14 protein-coding genes are annotated in these 19550 nt (G+C 40.4%); 10 read left to right on the top strand and 4 right to left on the bottom strand.

From position 1 onward, the window contains the following. Window positions 1-52: 52 nt before the first annotated feature. Together FNH22_RS02685 and dnaG are read right to left on the bottom strand one after the other, a co-directional pair. A complete protein-coding gene (locus FNH22_RS02685) occupies window positions 53-910 on the bottom strand; it encodes an AraC family transcriptional regulator (RefSeq protein ID WP_143396782.1) in 858 nt (285 codons plus the stop codon). Between the two features lie 333 nt (window positions 911-1243). Further along, window positions 1244-3160 (bottom strand): DNA primase, encoded by a 1917-nt coding sequence (gene dnaG, locus FNH22_RS02680; RefSeq protein ID WP_143396781.1) that lies wholly within the window; start codon window positions 3158-3160, stop codon window positions 1244-1246. Window positions 3161-3371: 211 nt separating this feature from the next. On the opposite strand from dnaG, the gene FNH22_RS02675 reads away from it, so the two are divergent. The 7 genes from FNH22_RS02675 (at window position 3372) to FNH22_RS02645 (ending at window position 12051) form a co-directional block, all read left to right on the top strand. After that, on the top strand, window positions 3372-4466 hold the full coding sequence (locus tag FNH22_RS02675; RefSeq protein ID WP_143396780.1) for an Mrp/NBP35 family ATP-binding protein: 1095 nt from the start codon (window positions 3372-3374) through the stop codon (window positions 4464-4466). 10 nt (window positions 4467-4476) lie between these two features. Next, window positions 4477-4773, top strand: coding sequence for a NifU family protein (locus FNH22_RS02670; protein WP_143396779.1), 297 nt, complete (start codon window positions 4477-4479; stop codon window positions 4771-4773). A gap of 265 nt (window positions 4774-5038) precedes the next feature. Then, entirely contained in the window at window positions 5039-7801 is a 2763-nt protein-coding gene (locus FNH22_RS02665) for a T9SS-dependent choice-of-anchor J family protein (protein WP_143396778.1), read from the top strand. A gap of 57 nt (window positions 7802-7858) precedes the next feature. Further along, window positions 7859-8923, top strand: a complete 1065-nt coding sequence (locus tag FNH22_RS02660; RefSeq protein WP_185154052.1) for a D-alanine--D-alanine ligase family protein — start codon at window positions 7859-7861, stop codon at window positions 8921-8923. A 73-nt stretch (window positions 8924-8996) separates the two neighbouring features. Next, window positions 8997-9815 carry a PASTA domain-containing protein gene (locus tag FNH22_RS02655; protein WP_143396776.1) on the top strand — a complete coding sequence of 273 codons (819 nt, stop codon included), beginning with the start codon at window positions 8997-8999 and terminating at the stop codon, window positions 9813-9815. Next, window positions 9812-11734, top strand: coding sequence for a T9SS type A sorting domain-containing protein (locus FNH22_RS02650; protein ID WP_143396775.1), 1923 nt, complete (start codon window positions 9812-9814; stop codon window positions 11732-11734). The genes FNH22_RS02655 and FNH22_RS02650 overlap by 4 nt, the downstream gene beginning before the upstream one ends. Then, window positions 11734-12051: a rhodanese-like domain-containing protein gene (locus tag FNH22_RS02645; protein ID WP_143396774.1), complete on the top strand. Its 318-nt coding sequence runs from the start codon at window positions 11734-11736 to the stop codon at window positions 12049-12051. The genes FNH22_RS02650 and FNH22_RS02645 overlap by 1 nt, the downstream gene beginning before the upstream one ends. On the opposite strand, the gene FNH22_RS02640 is transcribed toward FNH22_RS02645, so the two are convergent. Both FNH22_RS02640 and FNH22_RS02635 read right to left on the bottom strand, forming a co-directional pair. Next, window positions 12023-13135, bottom strand: a complete 1113-nt coding sequence (locus FNH22_RS02640) for a site-2 protease family protein (RefSeq protein WP_143396773.1) — start codon at window positions 13133-13135, stop codon at window positions 12023-12025. The two genes, FNH22_RS02645 and FNH22_RS02640, sit on opposite strands and share 29 nt — an antisense overlap. Then, window positions 13128-13748: an HAD family phosphatase gene (locus tag FNH22_RS02635; protein WP_143396772.1), complete on the bottom strand. Its 621-nt coding sequence runs from the start codon at window positions 13746-13748 to the stop codon at window positions 13128-13130. The genes FNH22_RS02640 and FNH22_RS02635 overlap by 8 nt, the downstream gene beginning before the upstream one ends. 435 nt (window positions 13749-14183) lie before the next feature. Between FNH22_RS02635 and FNH22_RS02630 the strand changes: the two genes are divergently transcribed. The 3 genes from FNH22_RS02630 (at window position 14184) to FNH22_RS02620 (ending at window position 19541) form a co-directional block, all read left to right on the top strand. After that, entirely contained in the window at window positions 14184-14849 is a 666-nt protein-coding gene (locus FNH22_RS02630; RefSeq protein WP_143396771.1) for an RNA polymerase sigma factor, read from the top strand. Between the two features lie 143 nt (window positions 14850-14992). After that, on the top strand, window positions 14993-16039 hold the full coding sequence (locus FNH22_RS02625; RefSeq protein ID WP_143396770.1) for a FecR family protein: 1047 nt from the start codon (window positions 14993-14995) through the stop codon (window positions 16037-16039). A 142-nt stretch (window positions 16040-16181) separates the two neighbouring features. Beyond that, entirely contained in the window at window positions 16182-19541 is a 3360-nt protein-coding gene (locus FNH22_RS02620) for a TonB-dependent receptor (RefSeq protein WP_143396769.1), read from the top strand. Window positions 19542-19550: the final 9 nt, after the last annotated feature.

Raw genomic sequence — 19550 nt, 5'->3', positions numbered from 1 at the left:
TATAGGCATACAATCATTTGTCCGAAAAGGATGGAGATCTGTTCTAAAAGGATTACTTCCTTATCTCACTTGGTCGAAAGCCGAATTTTTTGATGAAGGCATTTGAAAAAGAGCTCACACTTTCATATCCAACTTTCCATGCAGCTTCCTGGATACTGGTATCACCATCTCTTAATAAGTCATGTGCCTTATTTAAGCGCTCATTTTGGAGGTACTTGAAGACCGGGATGCCAAAAAGCGCTTTGAAATTCTTTTTTAATTTGTAGCTGTTAAGGCCAATGAGTTTTGAAAGCTCGTTTAAAGAGGGTGGTGTTTCTATGTTGTTTGTAAGTATTTCTTTGGCTTGATAGATTTTTTCCCGGTCTCGCTCTTTTACTCCATCCACTTCTGTGTCAGAAAGTAATGCAAAAAAATGCGACAGTAGTTCCGTTATCTGACTTCTCAGAAACATGATCCTGGTTTTCCCGGTATAGGATGTGTTGAAGATCTTATCCACAGCACTTTGCATATCATGGGTCATATAAAAGTTAGGACCTTCCACATAATCATCCTGGGGGTTCACCAACTGATGCAGGTATTCAGAGAATATTTTGCCCTCCTCGTTAGGTAATGCCTCCAGATTTTTGACACGTGTTACGATACAAATGCATTGCAATGGCTGTTGGTTGGATATGTTATGAACAAATTCTACTTTATCATTGGCAAAAAAAGAAATAGCAATACCTTTTGTATTGTTAAAAGCCCTTGTATTATCACCATAGTGAATATTCAGCGCTACATTTCCTGACCCATAGAAAGAAAATACAATGACCTGATCATCGAAACCACACTTATCAACGATCGTTTCTTCTTCAGTGGATTGTTCAATTAAAACGATAAAGTCATTTATTTCTATAATATCTCGCGTCATCTCAAATGATAAAGGTAAACCAATCCGCCACAATCCTCCGGGCTATCAAGCAATGATCATTTATCCTGATGTGAAATACAACTCTTATGCTATCCACATAATAAGCACTTAAAAAAAACCTGGTTTTGCATCATTCAAATTCTTACCGATCAACTGAGATTTTCTTTGTACCAAACCTCCAGCGCTGTATTTGCTTGACAGATGAGTCGTAAAATAATCAACGATCTTTTTTACTGACTATCCTCCTTTATGACACATAAGTTACATTAAATGTAACCAGCTAAACCTATCTACCCTTTAAAAAGAATATCAATCGTACAAAATCATGCTGAATTACTTGGGAATCACTGTACCTAGCACCTTAGAAAGTTCCATCTCACTGGCCTTCAACTTCTTTTGTATTTCAAACAAACGATCCATTTCTAAAGGATCAGTGACATCTCTAAGGTTTTCTTTGTTCTCTTCGATCAGTTTTTGAACAATATTTCTCTTCAGTCGGGTAATATTTTGATAAACCGTATGATCCAGGAAATCCTGCTCATGTGGTATTTGTATTTGATGCTTATCGGTCCAGATCGGACTCACTTCTCTTCGTACAGCTGTGAGGTCTATCACCTCTTTTTTTATTTCATTAGAAGCATTTCGTATAAAATACTGACTGTCGATCATATTTCCACTGGCATGTTGCTCCTGGAAGATCTCAAAAATTGTTTTAAAAATCGGTGTGATAAATTCAATCTCACGCAACTCTTCAATCAAATAGTCTTTAAGTTTATAATCCTCTTCCAGGTCTTCATTGCCATAATTAAGTAATAACCGTATGCTCTCCCGTTCCTGGGCCACAATGGAATCGTCAGGATCAAAACTTTTTTCCTTGAGCTCAGGAATTACCTCCGAAGATGGGGTTTCATGCGCTAATCGATCCTCTTTCTTTTGGTTCGTTCTTCTTTTCTGGATCAGCAGTTTATTCAGTTCCGCTACCAAAAGAGACTCATCCATATCCAGTAGCTTGGAAGAGTCTTTGAGATACACCGCCCTTTTGATCGGGTCAGGAATTACACCGATACTTTGGATCACTTCCTTGATAGCATCGGCCTTTTTCACAGGATCATTGGCTGCTTCTTTCGCAAACAGGGTAACTTTAAAAGAAATAAAATCCTGAGATTCCGCGTTTAGGTAAGTATTAAAAGCAGTGGTTCCCAGTTTCCTGGAATAACTGTCAGGATCTTCTCCCTCCGGAAATACTACTACCCTAACATTCATACCTGCTTCCAGGATCATGTCAATACCTCTCAGTGAGGCCCTGAGCCCGGCTGCATCTCCATCAAACAGTACGGTGATGTTGTTAGAGAATCGACTGATCAGCTTGATCTGATCCGTAGTAAGCGAAGTACCTGAAGAAGCTACAACATTTTCTATGTCTGACTGGTGAAGTGAAATGACATCCGTATAGCCTTCTACGAGGTAACAGTTATCATGCTGACGTATGGCTTGTTTTGCTTGAAATAAGCCATAAAGCACTTTGCTCTTATGGTAAACATCGCTTTCAGGCGAGTTCAGGTATTTGGGTTTGTCTTCCTTTTTTAACGTTCGGGCACCGAACGCAACTACTTTACCTGAGACATTATGAATGGGGAAGATCACCCTACCTCTGAACCGGTCATACTGTCTGCCGTTTTCTTTTTTTACCAGTAAACCGGCCTTTTCCAGCAGGTCTTCACTATAGGCCTTACTCAGTGCCTCTTTGGTAAATCCGTCCCACTGATCAAGGCTGTATCCTAATTCAAATTTTTCTATGATTTGCTCTGTGAAGCCACGCTCACGGAAATAACTCCCTCCTATGGATTTGCCTTCTACACTTTGGGTCAAAAGGTTTCTATAATGATCTTTTGCAAATCCAAGCACGATCAAAAGACTGTCCTTTTCATTCTGGGCTTCTATCTGCTCATCAGACTGCTCTGTTTCCTCTATTTCAATACCGTACTTCCCTGCTAAATGACGTATCGCTTCCAGGTAGTTAAGTCCATCATGCTCTTCAATGAATGAAATGCTATCACCGGCTTTACCACAACCAAAACATTTGTATATCCCCTTGTGCGGGGCGACGGAGAAAGAAGGTGTTTTCTCATCATGAAATGGACAGCAGGCCCAAAGGTTCTGGCCTTTGCGTTTCAGGCTCACATAATCGGACACTACTTCTTCAATGTCCATCCTATCTTTTACAAGCTGGATTGTATGCTGCGAAATCACCTCGAATTTTTTTGAGTAAAGATAGCTGTTTTTTAAAAAGCTAAGTAAAAAGAATATGCACTGTTAATAATAACCACACTTAGCCTGTCATTTAACTGACCAAGCTATTTAAAGAAAAATAATGACAACTTATTTGTATCAGTAGTTGTTCCTTAAAACAAACGATTGAGCTAAATTGCAGCATATTTAAGGATCGACCAAAGCAAATTAAATGGCTTACAAAGAGAGTGATGTATTAAAGGCCCTGAGCACAGTAGATGACCCGGACCTCAAAAAAGACCTGGTGAGTTTGAATATGATCAAGGATGTAGAGGTATTTAGTGATGCAATAAAGTTTACCGTTGTATTGACTACACCTGCCTGCCCTCTAAAAGAGGTAATCAAAAAAGACTGCCTGGCAGCTATTCATAAACACCTTAGTCCGGACCTCAAGGTGGATATTGTTATGACTTCAAATGTTACCACCATCAGGGACAGTGCTCCTCTTTTACCTGGTGTGAAAAACATTATCGCTATAGCCTCCGGAAAAGGAGGTGTCGGCAAGTCTACGGTAACGGCCAACCTGGCTGTAGCATTAGCTAATGAGGGTGCTAAAGTAGGGGTTATTGACGCTGATATCTTTGGGCCATCTATGCCTACGATGTTTAATTGTGAGCACGAGCAACCCGGCGTAAAAAGTGTGGACGGCAAAAACAAGATCTTACCCTTAGAACAGTACGGTATAAAACTGATCTCTATTGGCTTCCTTGCACCGGCTGACAATGCCGTGGTTTGGAGAGGTCCTATGGCCAGTTCCGCTTTGAAACAATTCATAGGAGACACTGAATGGGGAGAGCTGGATTATTTGCTGATCGACCTGCCTCCCGGCACAAGCGACATTCATCTCACACTGGTTCAAACTGTCCCGGTCACCGGCGCTGTGATTGTAACCACACCTCAGAAAGTGGCCCTGGCGGATGCCAGAAAGGGGTTGTCTATGTTTAAACAACCTCAGATCAATGTACCGGTGCTCGGTGTAATTGAAAACATGGCCTATTTTACTCCGGAAGAACTTCCTGAAAATAAATATTATATCTTTGGTAAAGATGGCGGTCTTAATTTGTCAGAAAAGTTTGATGTTCCATTCCTGGGACAAGTCCCTCTGGTACAGAGTATACGTGAGAGCGGAGACAACGGAATGCCCGAAGCAATGAAAGAAGGCCCTACCGCCACCGCCTTTGTATCACTTGCAGAATCTGTGGCCCGTCAGGTAGCAATTCGCAACGCTACCGTGGAAAAGACCAAACCTGTGGAAATAAAAGTTTAACTTAGTACTTATGGACGCGCAGTTTAGGGAAGAAATACATGATAGGATAGATAAGGCACTGGATAGTATCCGGCCTTACCTGGAAACGGATGGAGGTAATGTAAAGATCATCGACATATCCGAAGACATGACGGTCAAACTCGAGTTATTGGGCGCTTGTGGTTCCTGCCCTATGTCCACTATGACACTGAAGGCCGGAGTGGAAGAAGCTATAAGAAAGGCCGTTCCGGAGGTTAAAGCAGTAGAGGCCGTAAATATCACTCATCCGGATGACCCTTATGCCAAGCTTCCCGACAATATGTTGTAAAACTTCCCGTTAACTGTTAAAATATCCCGGCCTGGAATCATCAATCAATATATCCGTAAAAGTATTACGCCTGTTCCTAACAGGCTTTTTCTTAACCCTGACTTCCTCGTTAGTACATGCCCAGCAACGATGTGGGACCGTAAAATACCAGGAATTACTGCAGCAGAGAAATATTGTACGCGAAGATGAATCCCAATTTGAAGATTGGATAAAGGAACGTATAGAACAACGTAAAAGAGTCCCTAAATCATTACGTACCAGTGCCGTGATCACCATTCCTGTGGTAGTACATATCATTCACAACGGTGAGCCATTAGGCCTGGGAAGAAATATTGCAGATGAACAAATCGCCTCACAAATTGAGGTGATCAATGAAGATTTCCGAAGATTGAACGAGGACGCAAGCAATACGCCTGCTGTATTTCAACCCGTAGCAGCCGATATAGAGGTAGAGTTTGTCCTGGCAAAGAGAGACCCTGAGGGTCTCGCCACCAGTGGTATCAACAGGGTCAACGGTAACCGGTTCGAATGGCTGCTGATTGATAATTATGACCTGAAATTATTGAGCCAATGGCCCAGCGCGGATTATCTTAATATTTGGGTGACCGCACTGGGAGATGATTTTCTGGGCTATGCACAGTTTCCCATCTCCAACATTGGAGGGCTGGCAACAGCCAGTAACAGTGAGCTGACGGATGGTATTGTGGTAGACTACCGGTCTTTTGGATCAGTGGATAAATTTCCTTCCCCTGATTTGCGCAGCCAGTATAATTTAGGACGAACCACTACGCATGAAATAGGGCATTACCTGGGGTTAAGGCATATTTGGGGAGATGGAGGTTGTGGAGTGGATGATTTTTGTGAGGACACTCCACAATCAAGTGAGGATCACAATGGACTTGGCAATTGCTCATTCCCGGCAACCAGTACCTGTGACAGTGACGATATGTTCCAAAACTATATGGCATTTACCGATGATCTCTGTATGAACCTGTTCACGCAAGATCAAAAAACGCGTATGGTAACTGTATTGGATAATAGCCCACGAAGGTTAAGTCTTGTGAGTTCAAAAGGTGCGATCGAACCTGTAATAGTAAGCAATGATCTCGGCATCCGCAGTATTATCTCACCAGGTATGGTAAATTGTGACGGACAGATCACACCTGTTTTGGACGTTCGCAACTATGGAAACAATACCCTATCCAGCGCACAAATTGAGCTGTCGGTAAATGGAATTTCGCAGGAAATTGTCATGGCAAATTTTAGTTTGTCACCTCTTGATATACAAAATGTAACTTTTCAACCTATTTCACTCCCCATTAATAGTACTTATTTATTTGAGTTTGAAATTCTCAATGTTAATGGAAGTGTGGATAATAACACGGATAATAATGCTCGAAGTATTCAGGTAGAAGTTCCTGAGGCATTATCAGGTGGTTTTACCATCGACTTTAGTACCGGGGTTCCCTCCAACTGGGACATACGCAATCCGGATGATCTGCTTACCTGGCAAACAAGGTCTGCACCTAATGGTGAGATCTTTAACCAGGCATTATTTGTACAGTTCAGTAGGTATGAAAACGAAGGAGATTACGACTTTTTCACCTCTCCTGTACTTGATTTTACGGATGGCGCAAGTATTTTTAGTTTCGATGTGGCCTATGACATGTTTCCGGGTGTTATAGGTGAAGGGCTATTGGTAACTATATCGCAGGATTGTGAGGACCCTTTGTTTGAAGCGGATACAGTTTATTATAAAATGGCTCCAGAACTTGCAACTGTGGATGTAGCCAGCGGTTTTTTTATCCCCACAGGTGCTGATGACTGGAGGACGGAGGTCATTGACCTGAGAAGCTACGCCGGCCTTAATAACATACGTCTCTCCATGATAGCCAAAAATGGTTTTGGGAATAATTTATACATTGATAATCTGCAATTGTTGCTCGATTCCATACCTGGTATTGATCTGGAAACTATTCATTCACCTTCCATAGCCTCCGCTAATACCTCTCCTCTTTTAAATCTTGAAATCAGTAATTCCGGTAGTTTAGTCCTGGAGAATTTCAATTTTGAATACGTTTTAGACCAACAAGATACCATAAAAGAAACGATTAGTTTAGCCTTGGCTATCGGCGAACGTTTCATCGTAGAGCGGATGTTACCCACACTTTCCGTAGGTTCACATCGTTTATACACCAAAGTGGGCCTTCCTAACGGAGAAGAAGACTTCACGCTCAATAATAATAGTATTGTACAATTTTTCGAGGTGACAAACAATGCTGACGTACTACCCTTAAGGGAAGCTTTTGAATCGACCTCAGAAAATTCATTTACATTGGCTAACCCTGATAATGATATAGGTTGGGTAGTGGATAATGGGCAAGCTTTTATTGACCTTGGGAGTTATGTGGCTATCGGGGAAAAGGACTGGTTGGTCAGCCCTGCACTGGACTTATCCGATGTACCCCAGGCTGACCTGAATTTTGACTACGCTTACTCAAATGATGCCGGCAAAAATGATGGTCTTTCAGTGTTTATATCTGCGGATGGTGGGGAAACCTATGAATTGACTTCTTTTAATCGGTTCGGAGATGATCTAAATACTGTTACCGAAGGGGCCGGGGCCACCGGACCACAATATCAAAACGTAACTCTTTCACTAAGCGATTATCTTGGCAGGGAAAATGTAAGAACTGCCTTTGTATCTACAAACGACAATGGTGACTCTATATACGTGGATAATATCCAGATATTTATCACTCCCTTTTTCATTAATACTCAAAATAACCTTTTTCCTAATCCCACCGTCAATGGCCAGTTCAACCTGCTCTTTGACTTACCCAACAAGGAAGTTGTAACGATTGGTATTTATGATGCTTTGGGGCATATACTTTCCGAAAACTCTTTCCCAAATACACTTAATCAAACCTACACGTTTGATCTAAGCGGGCAAAAACAAGGCATTTACCTGGTAAAAATAGTAGGACAATCCTTCTCTAATGTACAGCGTGTAATGAAAGGCAATTAATTTTGTTTCGTGCAATAAGTAATTACACTATCTTTGAAAGCTACTAAAAAGATGCTAATGGCAGATAAACAAAAAGTAGCTATACTTTACGGGGGTCGTTCAGTAGAACATCAGATATCTATCAACTCCGCTAAAAATGTTTTCCAACAGATCGATAAAACACAATTTGAACCCGTTCTTATTGGTATTTCAAAAACAGGTGAGTGGCATCTAAAAAAAGAAGTAGATAGTGATTTCACTGGCTGTAAACCTCTTTCATTGGTACTGGATCCCGGTAATTTCTTTTTACAAAATGGCGATGAACGGGTTACTGTTGACATCTTTTTCCCTGTTCTCCATGGTACCGACGGTGAAGACGGAAGCATCCAGGGGTTGCTACAGGCCATGGATATGCCCTTTGTAGGTACAGGTGTACTTGGTTCATCGCTTGCTATGAACAAATTGACCAGTAAACAGTTATTTCAGGCTGCTAATATTCCGGTGAGTCGCTACATTTCGTGCAATTTTGAAGATAGAGATACGTTCAGTTTTGATACTATCGCGGAAGACATAGGGTTGCCTTTTATGGCAAAAGCAGCAAACCTGGGGTCTTCCGTAGGTGTGGTAAAAGTAAAATCAAAAAACGATTTTGATGAGGCGATGGAATTGTGTTTTCAATTTGACCGTTCGGTCCTCTTTGAAGAATATATCGAAGGACGTGAATTAGAATGCTCTGTAATGGGTAACACATCTCCTCATGCTTCACTACCGGCCGAAATAATAATAAGCAAGGACTATGAGTTTTATACTTACGAAGCGAAGTACCTTGATCCTAATGCAGTAACACTGCAGGTTCCCGCCGTTTTAGAAGATAACCTCGTCCAGAAAATACAAAAACTGTCTATTCAGGCCTATCAAGCGCTTCACTGTGATGATTTTGCCAGGGTCGACCTTTTTCTGACTAAAGACAATGAGGTGCTGGTGAACGAAATAAATACGATACCCGGATTTACCAATTCCAGTATGTTCCCTATGATGTGGGAAGAGCGAGGCATATCATTCCCTGAGCTCATCACTCAACTTATAACAATGGCACAGGACAAGTACATAGCCTCAAAACACATTGAAAAAGACTATTCATAACCTTTAAAAAAATAACATTTTTCAAGGTACACAAGATTTAATTAAGTTTGACGTTTACAGCCATAGTATCATAATGAAACTCAACACTGGTTCGCTCAAAAATTTTGGTATACATATTATCATTGTCATTATTGTAATGGCAGTCGCCACGTTATTGTTTTTTTACAGCTACCTTCCGCTGGTTACTAACAAAGGGGAAAGCATCACTGTTCCTGACCTTCATGGGCTCAATATGAAGGATATTGATGATTTCATCACCAAACGGAATTTACGTTATGAGATCAACGACAGCACCTACTCAGACGAACACCCTCCGCTGACCATCCTGAAACAATACCCAAAGCCAGGATCGAAGGTCAAAGAGAATAGAAAAATATTTATTTCGGTCAATAGGGTGACTCCACCAAACGTTCCTTTTCCGCACCAACTTATTGGTTCTTCTTCATTAAAAGGGGCCGAGGCGGTATTAAAAAGCACAGAACTCAAACCTGGTAAGATTCTTTACAAGCCGAGTCCATTTTTTGATTTGGTACTGGATATGAAATGGAACGGTAAATCTTTGAAAGAAGGCGATATGATCCCAAAAGGGTCTGTAATAGATCTTATCGCTGGTGACGGCCACGCAGCCCGTAATTTTAAAGCACCTAAACTTGTTGGGCTGGAATTGGAAGAAGCGCTGTTTTACATCAAAGGTGTGAGACTGGCTACAGGCATTATCACAGTAGAAAATGACACTACAGAGCAAAAGTCTTTTGTAATAAAGCAACATCCGGGTGAAGGCCAAAATGTACAGTTGGGTGACCTGGTAGATTTATGGATCGTACCGGAAACGGATTCATTATACCAGTTGTTATTCCAGAGTGAAGAAACCGATGGAAGTTTAGATCAATGAGAACTGTTTTGATAATAGGATGTATTTTACTACCTGGCCTTTTGATGGCCCAGTTAAAGGTCAGTCCTGTTGTAAAGCAAACTACCCCTCAAAGAACATCTAAATCCGCACGAACGCAAAGTACTGCACCTGTACAACTTCCTTTTTGGGATGATTTCTCCTTTTCCAGGGACGTACCCAGTGACACATTATGGCAGGATAGTCAAAACGTACGAATCAATCCTGACATTGGACTAAATCCTCCCAGTATTAATGTCGCATCTTTTGACGGATTAGATGTTAATGGAAAAGGATATAGCTCCAATCCCAGCGCTGAAGGCCCTACGGATGTTCTGACCTCCTGCCCTATTGACCTCTCAGCACTTACCGTGGATGATAACGTATATCTCAGTTTCTTCTATCAATTTGCCGGCCTTGGTGAAGTTTCGGAAGAAGGGCAGGGAGATTCCCTGGTCGTTGAGTTCTACAGACAATCTGTCGATACTACTTGGGTGCAGGTATGGCCATCCAGTAGCTCGACGATAAACCGGTCAGGAGCATTCATCCAGGAGATTTTACGACTAGATGACCCTGACTTCTTTAAGGGTAATTTCCAATTTAGGATCAGAAGTTTTGGCAGACAATCAGGACTTTGGGATAACTGGAATATAGACTATGTCTATATGAATAAAAACAGGACCCCAAACGACATATTTTATCCGGACAGAACAATCTCCTCAGGGCTTACCTCAATATTTAATACCTATACGGCCATCCCAAAAGAACATTTTGAACCCTCCAGTTTATCTAATCCAACACTGAGTATGTTCAACCTGGACAGGATAGGGATTGGTCAGCAGCAGGTAATCTCTTACGAGACAGAAACAGACGTAATAAACTTTGTGGCAGAAGATACCATCACAAATAGTTCCTTCTTAGATGTACCCGAACCAACTGAAAGTCCGAGTATACCCAACCAATTCAAAGAAATTGACGTTAATGTTCCTTTTGCAAACAATGATTTCCTTGTGGACGCCGATTCTATCTATGTTGATTTTCGCTTTATTCTCAACTCTGACGATATGGATTCAATATCAATACCTGAGTCTCCAGCCGAGCCCATTCCTGAATATCAACCTGAGGTATACCGACCCATTAATTTCAGGAGCAATGATACGGTTCGTACAAGGTACACGCTTTCTGACTACTACGCTTACGATGACGGCACTGCAGAATTCGGTGCCGGCTTCAAACAGTCTGCAAGCCTGGTGGCCTATCAATTTGATCTTCCAAATGGTGTTCAGGATTCTATAACTGCATTGGACCTTTATTTCCCCTTCATCAATACAGATCCTGCCGGCAGATCCATCGACATCATTGTCTGGGCAGATAACAATGGAGAGCCCGGCAACCGGATATTACAAGAACGGGTGTTCATCATTACAGGAACTAAGATAAACCAATACCAACGTTATCCCTTTCGGAATTCAGCGTTGTTAAGCGGTAGGTTTTACGTAGGTTATTTACAAAATGTTGACACTGATCTGCGGATTGGATTAGATAGGAATACCAACACAATAGATAGGATCTTTGAAAATACAAAAGGTTTCTGGGAATCTGAAACAGATCTTGAAACCGGCAGTCTGATGATACGACCTGTATTTGGAGTACCCGATACAAGTGAGATCACTTCGGTGGATGATCCATTCACAAAAACAACCATTAAGTACTACCCTAATCCTACTGATGGTAAGGTATATATGAATACCCGAATAGAAACCATTCGAATATTTGATATTCACGCACGAGAGATTAATTTTGAAAAAACCCTGGTGGACCAAACTACTGAAATCGATTTGCTAAATGCTCCTGATGGCATTTATTTCATGCAAATATGGGTGGAGAGTGAGTACAGGTCTATTAAGATTATCAAAAATTAATGGAAATCATCAAACCTGCAGAACTCAAACAGCGCGTTGCCCATCAAGAAAAACCATATATATTGGATGTTAGGGAAACCTGGGAATACGAAGAGTTTAATATTGAAGGAGCTAAAAATGTCCCATTGTGCTCTATTCCGGATCGTATCAACGAACTGGCTCAACTAAAACATGCAGAGATCATATGCCATTGCAAAAGTGGTAAAAGAAGCCATCAGGCTGCTAAATTTTTGCTGAAAAATGGTTTTACAAAGGTGAAATCACTGGAAGGCGGGATAGAGGCTTACTTTAATTTACAATCAGAGGGGCCGGACTGAATGAAATAATAAAAATGATCAGCGTTAGCCACCCCAATATCACGCGCTTAGTATCCAGCGGTTCTTCTTCGGGTGACTTTGGATGGTACACACCCAAAAAACGACCTATCAATAATCCAAACAGCAACCAACCCTGGAAACCTTCGATGCCAGGGTTGAACATAGTAACGACAAACTGTACCGCAAAAATGATCAGTGCATACATGAAAGTAGTTTGATTATCCTTTTTAAGCCCTTTTAAGGCAAAAAACAAAAATGCGATATACAATGGCACGCTCCACAACAACTCCTCATAGGGCTGAAAGGGCGTAACATATCCTAAACCTGCGTAAAAAAGTAATCCAAAGAAAAAAGTGACAGCGATCCTGGAATGCCACTTGGCGCCTACCAAACCGTACAATACATGTCCTCCATCGAGCTGACCTATGGGAAGTAAATTCAACGCGGTAAAAAACAAGGCTAAAAATCCGGCAAACAAATAGGGATAATGTAAAAACTCATTGGGATGTGGTACTCTTTCCGGGTCAGCAACCATATTTTCAAAGAAAAGGATAGTCAGGTTCTTACCTACCGACACATTCATTAAGGTATCATTGTTGTAGAAATGTTCTGCATAATTCTCTCCATACGCTTTGTACTCCGGGTGGATCTCATAGATGTATTCAGCAGGAGGTAAGGTCGCATATCCGTAAAAAAGTAATCCTATCGCCACTGTAAAACCAGCCAGGGGGCCTGCCAAACCAATATCAAAATGGATCTTTTTAGATTTAATAAACTGCTTGATCCGGATAACAGCCCCCATAGTACCAATAAGCATTGGGAATGGAGGTAATGGAATATAATACGGAAGTGTGGTTTTTATCTTATGATACCTGGCTGTAAAATAATGACCGAATTCATGGACCGTCAGGATGAGTAAAAAAGGTACAGAGTACTGCATTCCTGTTAGAAAATCTTCCCAGGAATACTCGGTGTATCCCCACATTTTACCTTTTATAAAAAAGCTACCTGAAAATGTGGTTGACAAAAAAGTAACCAGAAACAATCCGATATGTACAAGATACCTCTTAAGGTCTTTATCCATGAAAATAAGTTATAACGTCTGCCAGATCCTTGACATGAAAAGTATGAATACCAACGGCCTGGGCGCCCAAAATGTTGTCCGCATTGTCATCAAAGAACAAAGTCTCCGTGCCCAGCATATTTCGATCTTTCAAAACATACTCATAAATCTCATTATCAGGTTTTCTCATTCCTATTAAATGAGAGTAATATGTTTTGTTAAAAAATTCATCAAACAAGTCCGCCTCATCTACGGGGAGCTTGGTTTTTACGTAGTCAAGATGAATAGCATTCGTGTTACTTAGCAAATAAACGGAATAATCAGACCTTAGCATTTTGAGCAAATTCATCTGCTCCCTTGGAATGTCCAATATCATAGCATTCCAAGCTTCGTCAATAGCTGCGTCCGTTATGGTGACACTACTTAATGTTCTAATAAAATTCCGAAACTGCTGATCAGTCAAATTGCCTGTTTCATATTCTTTGAATCGAACATCCTGATAAAATATCCGTGACATTTCATCAAAGTGCATGTCCAGGAGTTCTGCCAGTCGCAGCAATGTGCGCGAGATGTCCAGGCCGATGATCACACCTCCCAGATCAAAGATAATATTTTGTACTCCCGCCTTTTCCAATTTCTAATATGTTTGTTACTTGGTTATTTATGGGCAAATATGTGACATCGCACCCCCAAAACAAAGGTAGTTTTAGTATGTTTTGACTTGTCACTATTTTCATATCATTGGTTTTTTGTAGGGCTAAGCAATTCAAGGAAGTATGAGTTACAGACTAATCAAAGCCTTTAACTTATTAAGCTGCTTATTGAGATAAGGAAAAAATTCTGTATTACCAAATGGTTCCCTCTATCCAACGCTCACATATCTGAGGATTTCCGTCTACCGGCAATTCTTCATTTAAAATTCTGGAAATCAACTCACTATACCACCAACTAGTATTTAATAGAGATTTTTTTGGATCAGTTTTAAAGAAAGGACATCAAAAACGATAAAGGGGAATTATTAAATTGGTAATCTGATCTTTATTAGTTTATTTAATTGCTCTATATTAACATGGGTAATTCAAAACTATTAAATAACGGACTGCATACTTCTTCGAAGCCGGAGGACGAAGTTCTTTTACATTCGCCCCAAAACCCCATGGCCACTTTGCCCGATGCGGACGTGTGGAACAGGTTCCGATCAGGTGACGAGGCCAGCTTTATTTACATATACAATGAACATTTTCAGGCATTGTATCAATATGGATGTCAGTTTACATGTATACAGGAGTTGGTAGAAGACGCTATTCAGGACCTCTTCGTGGAATTGCGCCAAAAACGCAAAAAGATCACAATAAAAACGTCAATCCGGTTCTATCTATTTAAATCACTTAAAAGGAAACTGATAAAGCTTTTAGAAAAACGCAGAAAGGATTTACCTTATTCGCCTCAGCCTGAGTACGCCGCATTCGAAGTAACTTTTTCTATAGAACAAAGGCTCATAGAGAGTCAGATGCATATAGAGCAAAGACAAAAACTTGCCGAGTCTATAAAAAAACTAACACCTCGACAAAGGGAGGCCATTTATTATTTTTACTATGAAAACATGAGTTATGCCGAGATACAAAAACTGATGGATTTCACACATATTCAAGCCACGCGCAACCTTATGTACCGCGCTATTTCCGAATTGAAAAAACATTTACTTGTAGTAATACCCGCGTTCATTTTTAACTGAACGGCTTCAATACACCTCTTAGTTAATCATCAGACCTATATTTTGCCCTTTTAGAAAAAAGTGCAAATATTTTTCATCTTTCGTGATTTCTTTTTCAAAACTTCCCTCTCTTATACATAGAACTTGAAAATGAGAAGGTGATAATGAAAGAGCATTTCGATAACATAGAAGACTTCATCCTTAACCCGGAATTCAAATCATGGGTTATTGAGCCAACCCCCGAGTCTAATGAATTTTGGCAGATTTGGCTTAAGAATCATCCTAAGCAAAAGGAGACTTTCCTGATAGCCAAGGAATTAGTTCAAAATATTGAATTCAAGGAATTTAAAGCCACAGATGAGGTTAAAGACAAAGTATTGAACTCTGTACTGAGGAACTCAGGAAGTAAAAACACACCTTCAAACTTCAGGAAACATAAAGCTCCCGGAAAACTACTTTTCAAAATAGCCGCCTCCCTGGTACTGATCGTTAGTATTTATTTTTTGATCGAGTCATATAACCTCACTAATACCGGGAGCCCGGTAGTGGTTAAATCATTAATTTATAAAGAGAATCCGGCAGGGAGAAAATCTCAGATATTCCTCCCTGATGGCTCCATGGTTTGGTTGAATTCGGCTAGTTCAATTGAATATGTTGCCAACTTTTCAGGCGATAAGAGAATCGTGAAATTAAAGGGTGAGGCTTATTTCAATGTTGTTAAGGACGGGGAAAGGCCTTTCATAGTAGAGTCAGGAGAAATGTCAGTCACCGCTCTTGGCACAGCTTTCAATGTTAAAGCCTTTGAAGAAGATAATGCGGCTAAAGTCGTATTGGTTGAAGGTAAAGTGAAAGTAGAACGTCCCACTGCTCAAAGTAAAGCGCAAGAAGCTGCATTTCTCGATCCCGGTGAATTTTTACTTTACAACAAGCGGGATAAAAAATCCATTAAAGGCAAAGCCGATATAAATGCTACAATGGCATGGAAAAATGGTGTAATCCTTTTTGAACGCGCTTCATTCACGGAGGTGATCTCAAAGCTCGAACGATGGTATGGAGTAAGTTTTAAGATCCAAAACGAAAGAAAAAAAGGCGTCTGGGACTATAGTTCGGAGTTCGACAACCAGAGTCTGGACAATGTACTAAAAAGCCTTAGCTACACTAAAAACTTTGAATATCAAATACATAAAGATACTGTAAAAATCAAATTTTAATAATCGACAATGTATAACAATAGTACTTAAAGGAAAAAAACCGACAACAAGGTTGCCGGTTTAAAATTCTCCCAGGCAGGTCATTGGGGAATGCAATACCTGGGAATAGCTAAAACATGTTTAACTAATTATATGTAAAAGTATGAAATTAAGATTTATACGAATTATTATGATGGGTTCAAAGTATGCTTTGTATGCATTTTTGATCCAATTATTATTCTTAAATCTGGCGATCGCCGGAAATGCTATTGGTCAAAAAGCGATTAGTGTCAAAAAGGTTGAAATAGACCTAAACGTTCAAAACTCTACCGTTAGCCGTCTTTTCAAAGAGATAGAATCAAAAACCAACTTTACATTTTCTTTAGATCAATCGGAGTTGAAATCGGAATTGAATAATAGAATTTCAATTTCCAATCAAAGTATCAAGGTTTCAGATGTATTAATTGAAGTGTCCAGGAAGTGCGGCCTGCGATTTAAGCAAGTCAATAATAACATCAATGTTAAGAAGATACAAAGAAAAAGATCTGCTGACAAAGTTGAGATCGTAGAAGTAATTGAGAAAGTAACTATCTCCGGAACAGTCACAGATGAGAACAACGAGGGACTACCTGGAGTAAGTGTATTGGAGAAAGGCACCACTAACGGTACGGTTACCGATATAGATGGGAACTATAATTTATCGGTAGATAGTAAGGCGACATTGGTTTTTTCTTTCGTAGGGTACGCCATTAAAGAAATAGCCATTAATGGCCAAAGTGTCATTGACGTGGCCATGGAAACAGACATCGCTTTGCTTTCTGAAATAGTGGTAGTTGGTTATGGTACTCAAACCAGGGCCGATGTAACGGGAGCAGTTGCTTCTGCAAACATTGACGCCTTTAAAGATCAACCTAATGTGAGTATTATTCAATCACTGCAGGGAACAGTGGCAGGTTTAAATGTGGGACAGGTTACTGCAGCAGGTGCGGCACCTTCTATTACGATCAGGGGTAGGAATACTTTCGGCGGTGCTACTAATCCTCTGATCGTGCTTGACGGAATAATCTACCGTGGTAATTTAACTGATCTAAATCCCAATGATATCGAATCCATTGATGTATTGAAAGATGTCAGTGCCAAAGCTATTTATGGATCACAAGCTGCAAACGGGGTTATATTGATCTCCAGTAAAACGGGAAAAAAAGCATCCAAACCTGTTTTTAATTTTTCAACCTATTATTCTTTCCAAACACCGGCAAATATGTTAACGCCTTTAAACCGGGAAGAATATATCGAAAAAACCATCCAGTTTGATTATCCGAATTCTTTTATAGGACCTGACTTTACAGAGCGAGATCCCAATTACGATCCATCTACGGCATACACTATTCCGGAAGTTGTAGAAGGTTTCAACAATGGAACGGACACAGATTGGTTAGACCTTGTAACACAAACAGGTTCTATATACAATGCCGATATGAGTATGGCCGGCAGTACTGAAGCTACTTCCTATTACATCTCCACCGGATATACGAAACAAGAAGGCTTTATAAAAAATGATACGTATGACAGGGTAAACCTTCGGGTGAATTTTGAAACTGATATAACAGACTGGTTTGCTTTAGGAATGCAAAGCCAGGTATCTTCCAGTGATTATTCCGGGCAAGCAGCTAATTTAAGAAATGCCATAGTGTATTCACCCTTAGTATCACCTTATGACGAAGATGGTAACCTGATCCCATTTCCATTCGGCAATGACATCAACCCGTTGGCAGCACTGGAAGTTGACAATTTGGATGAGCGATTAAATCTATTGGGTACTTTTTATGGTGAGGTCAAAGTACCTTTTATCGAGGGGTTATCCTATCGTCTCAATTTCAATACTAACTATAGAACCCGCCGGTTCTACAACTTCAATAAGTTCGAAAATACGTTTCGAGGCTCAGCACGGAAGTACAATGAAGTTTTCCGAGATAGAACGATTGACAATATCATAACCTATAAGAAGACATTTAATGAAGATCATAACTTTGATGTGACCCTGGTATATGGTAGAGAAAACAGGATTGGAGATGAGTCGGACGCCCGCGCCGGGATATTCCTGAATCAGGCCCTGGGTTATAATAGCCTGGAAAGTGGAGATGCTGATCAACGTGATGTGCGTTCTGCTGCCTTTGAAGAAAATGCGTTGTACCAGTTAGGTAGATTAAACTACAAGTTCAAAGACAAATACGTAACTACTTTCAGCGTAAGACGAGATGGTTTTTCAGGGTTTGGCACAAATAAAAAATTCGGAGTTTTCCCATCCGCAGCTTTTGCATGGGTTTTAAGCAATGAAGACTTTTTTGCCAATTTATCGCCTAAAATAGATAATGTTAAACTTAGAGCCTCCTATGGTGTTAGCGGAAATCGGACGGTGGGGAGATACGCTACCCTGGCGAGAGTAAACACGGGTTTCTCCTATTTATTTGGCAATGGAGGATCAGGAGTATTAGGTCAACGAATTGCATCATTAGCTAATGACGATATAGGTTGGGAAACCACCACCGGGTTAAACCTCGGATTGGATTTCGGAATATTTGGGAACAGATTGACCGGTGCCATTGACTACTATAACAGCCAAACCGAAGATGTCTTATTTGGAATTCAAATACCCAGAGTCACTGGTTTTGCAAATATCAATTCCAACATTGGGGCAATTGACAATAATGGCATAGAAATTACACTTTCTTCCGTGAATATTGAAAAAGGTGATTTCATTTGGAAAAGTACCTTCGTTTATTCCAGAAATACTAATGAAATAGTAAGTATTAATGGCGCAGATAATGATGGAGATGGCAATGAAGATGATCTGATTACGGATAACCTCTTCATCGGAAAGTCTATTGGAGCAGTCTATAATTACGTCGTTGATGGTATTTATCAAATTGATGATGAAATCCCAACCGGTTTCGCCGTAGGACAATACAGACTCAGAGACCTTAATGACGATGATGCAATAACTCCATTAGATGATCGAACGTTCCAGGGCATGGCAGAACCAGCATATAGATTCAGCATCTATAATGAAGTGTCTTACAAAAGATTCACACTCAGCTTCTTTATAAACTCTATCCAAGGTGGTAAAGATGGTTATACAGCCGCCAACACTCCTGTAAGATCAGAAGCTGCCTGGGGACCCGGTGTTATAAATAACTTTAATACCGTTAAAGAATTTGACTTCTGGACTCCGTCAAACCCTAACGCCAAATATGCCGGTGTGAGAAATGTTAATAATCCACAACCACATATTTACCAACAAAGGAATTTTGTACGACTACAGGATGTAAATCTTTCATACAACTTTTCTGAAAGCCTGTTACAAAAATATGGGATTGATAACATGAGGTTGTTTTTCAGTGCCAAAAACCTTGTGACCTGGACCGACTGGGAAGGTCTGGACCCTGAAACAGGCGCTGGTTTCTCAACTGGTAGTTTTCCCGTTTTGAGAAGCTATTCTTTCGGTTTAAACATGACTTTTTAACTTTTACAC

The sequence above is a fragment of the Fulvivirga sp. M361 genome (assembly GCF_007097395.1).
Classification (GTDB): domain Bacteria; phylum Bacteroidota; class Bacteroidia; order Cytophagales; family Cyclobacteriaceae; genus Fulvivirga.
Note: the sequence above shows the minus strand (reverse complement) of the source record. Positions and strands in the feature narration are given on the sequence as shown.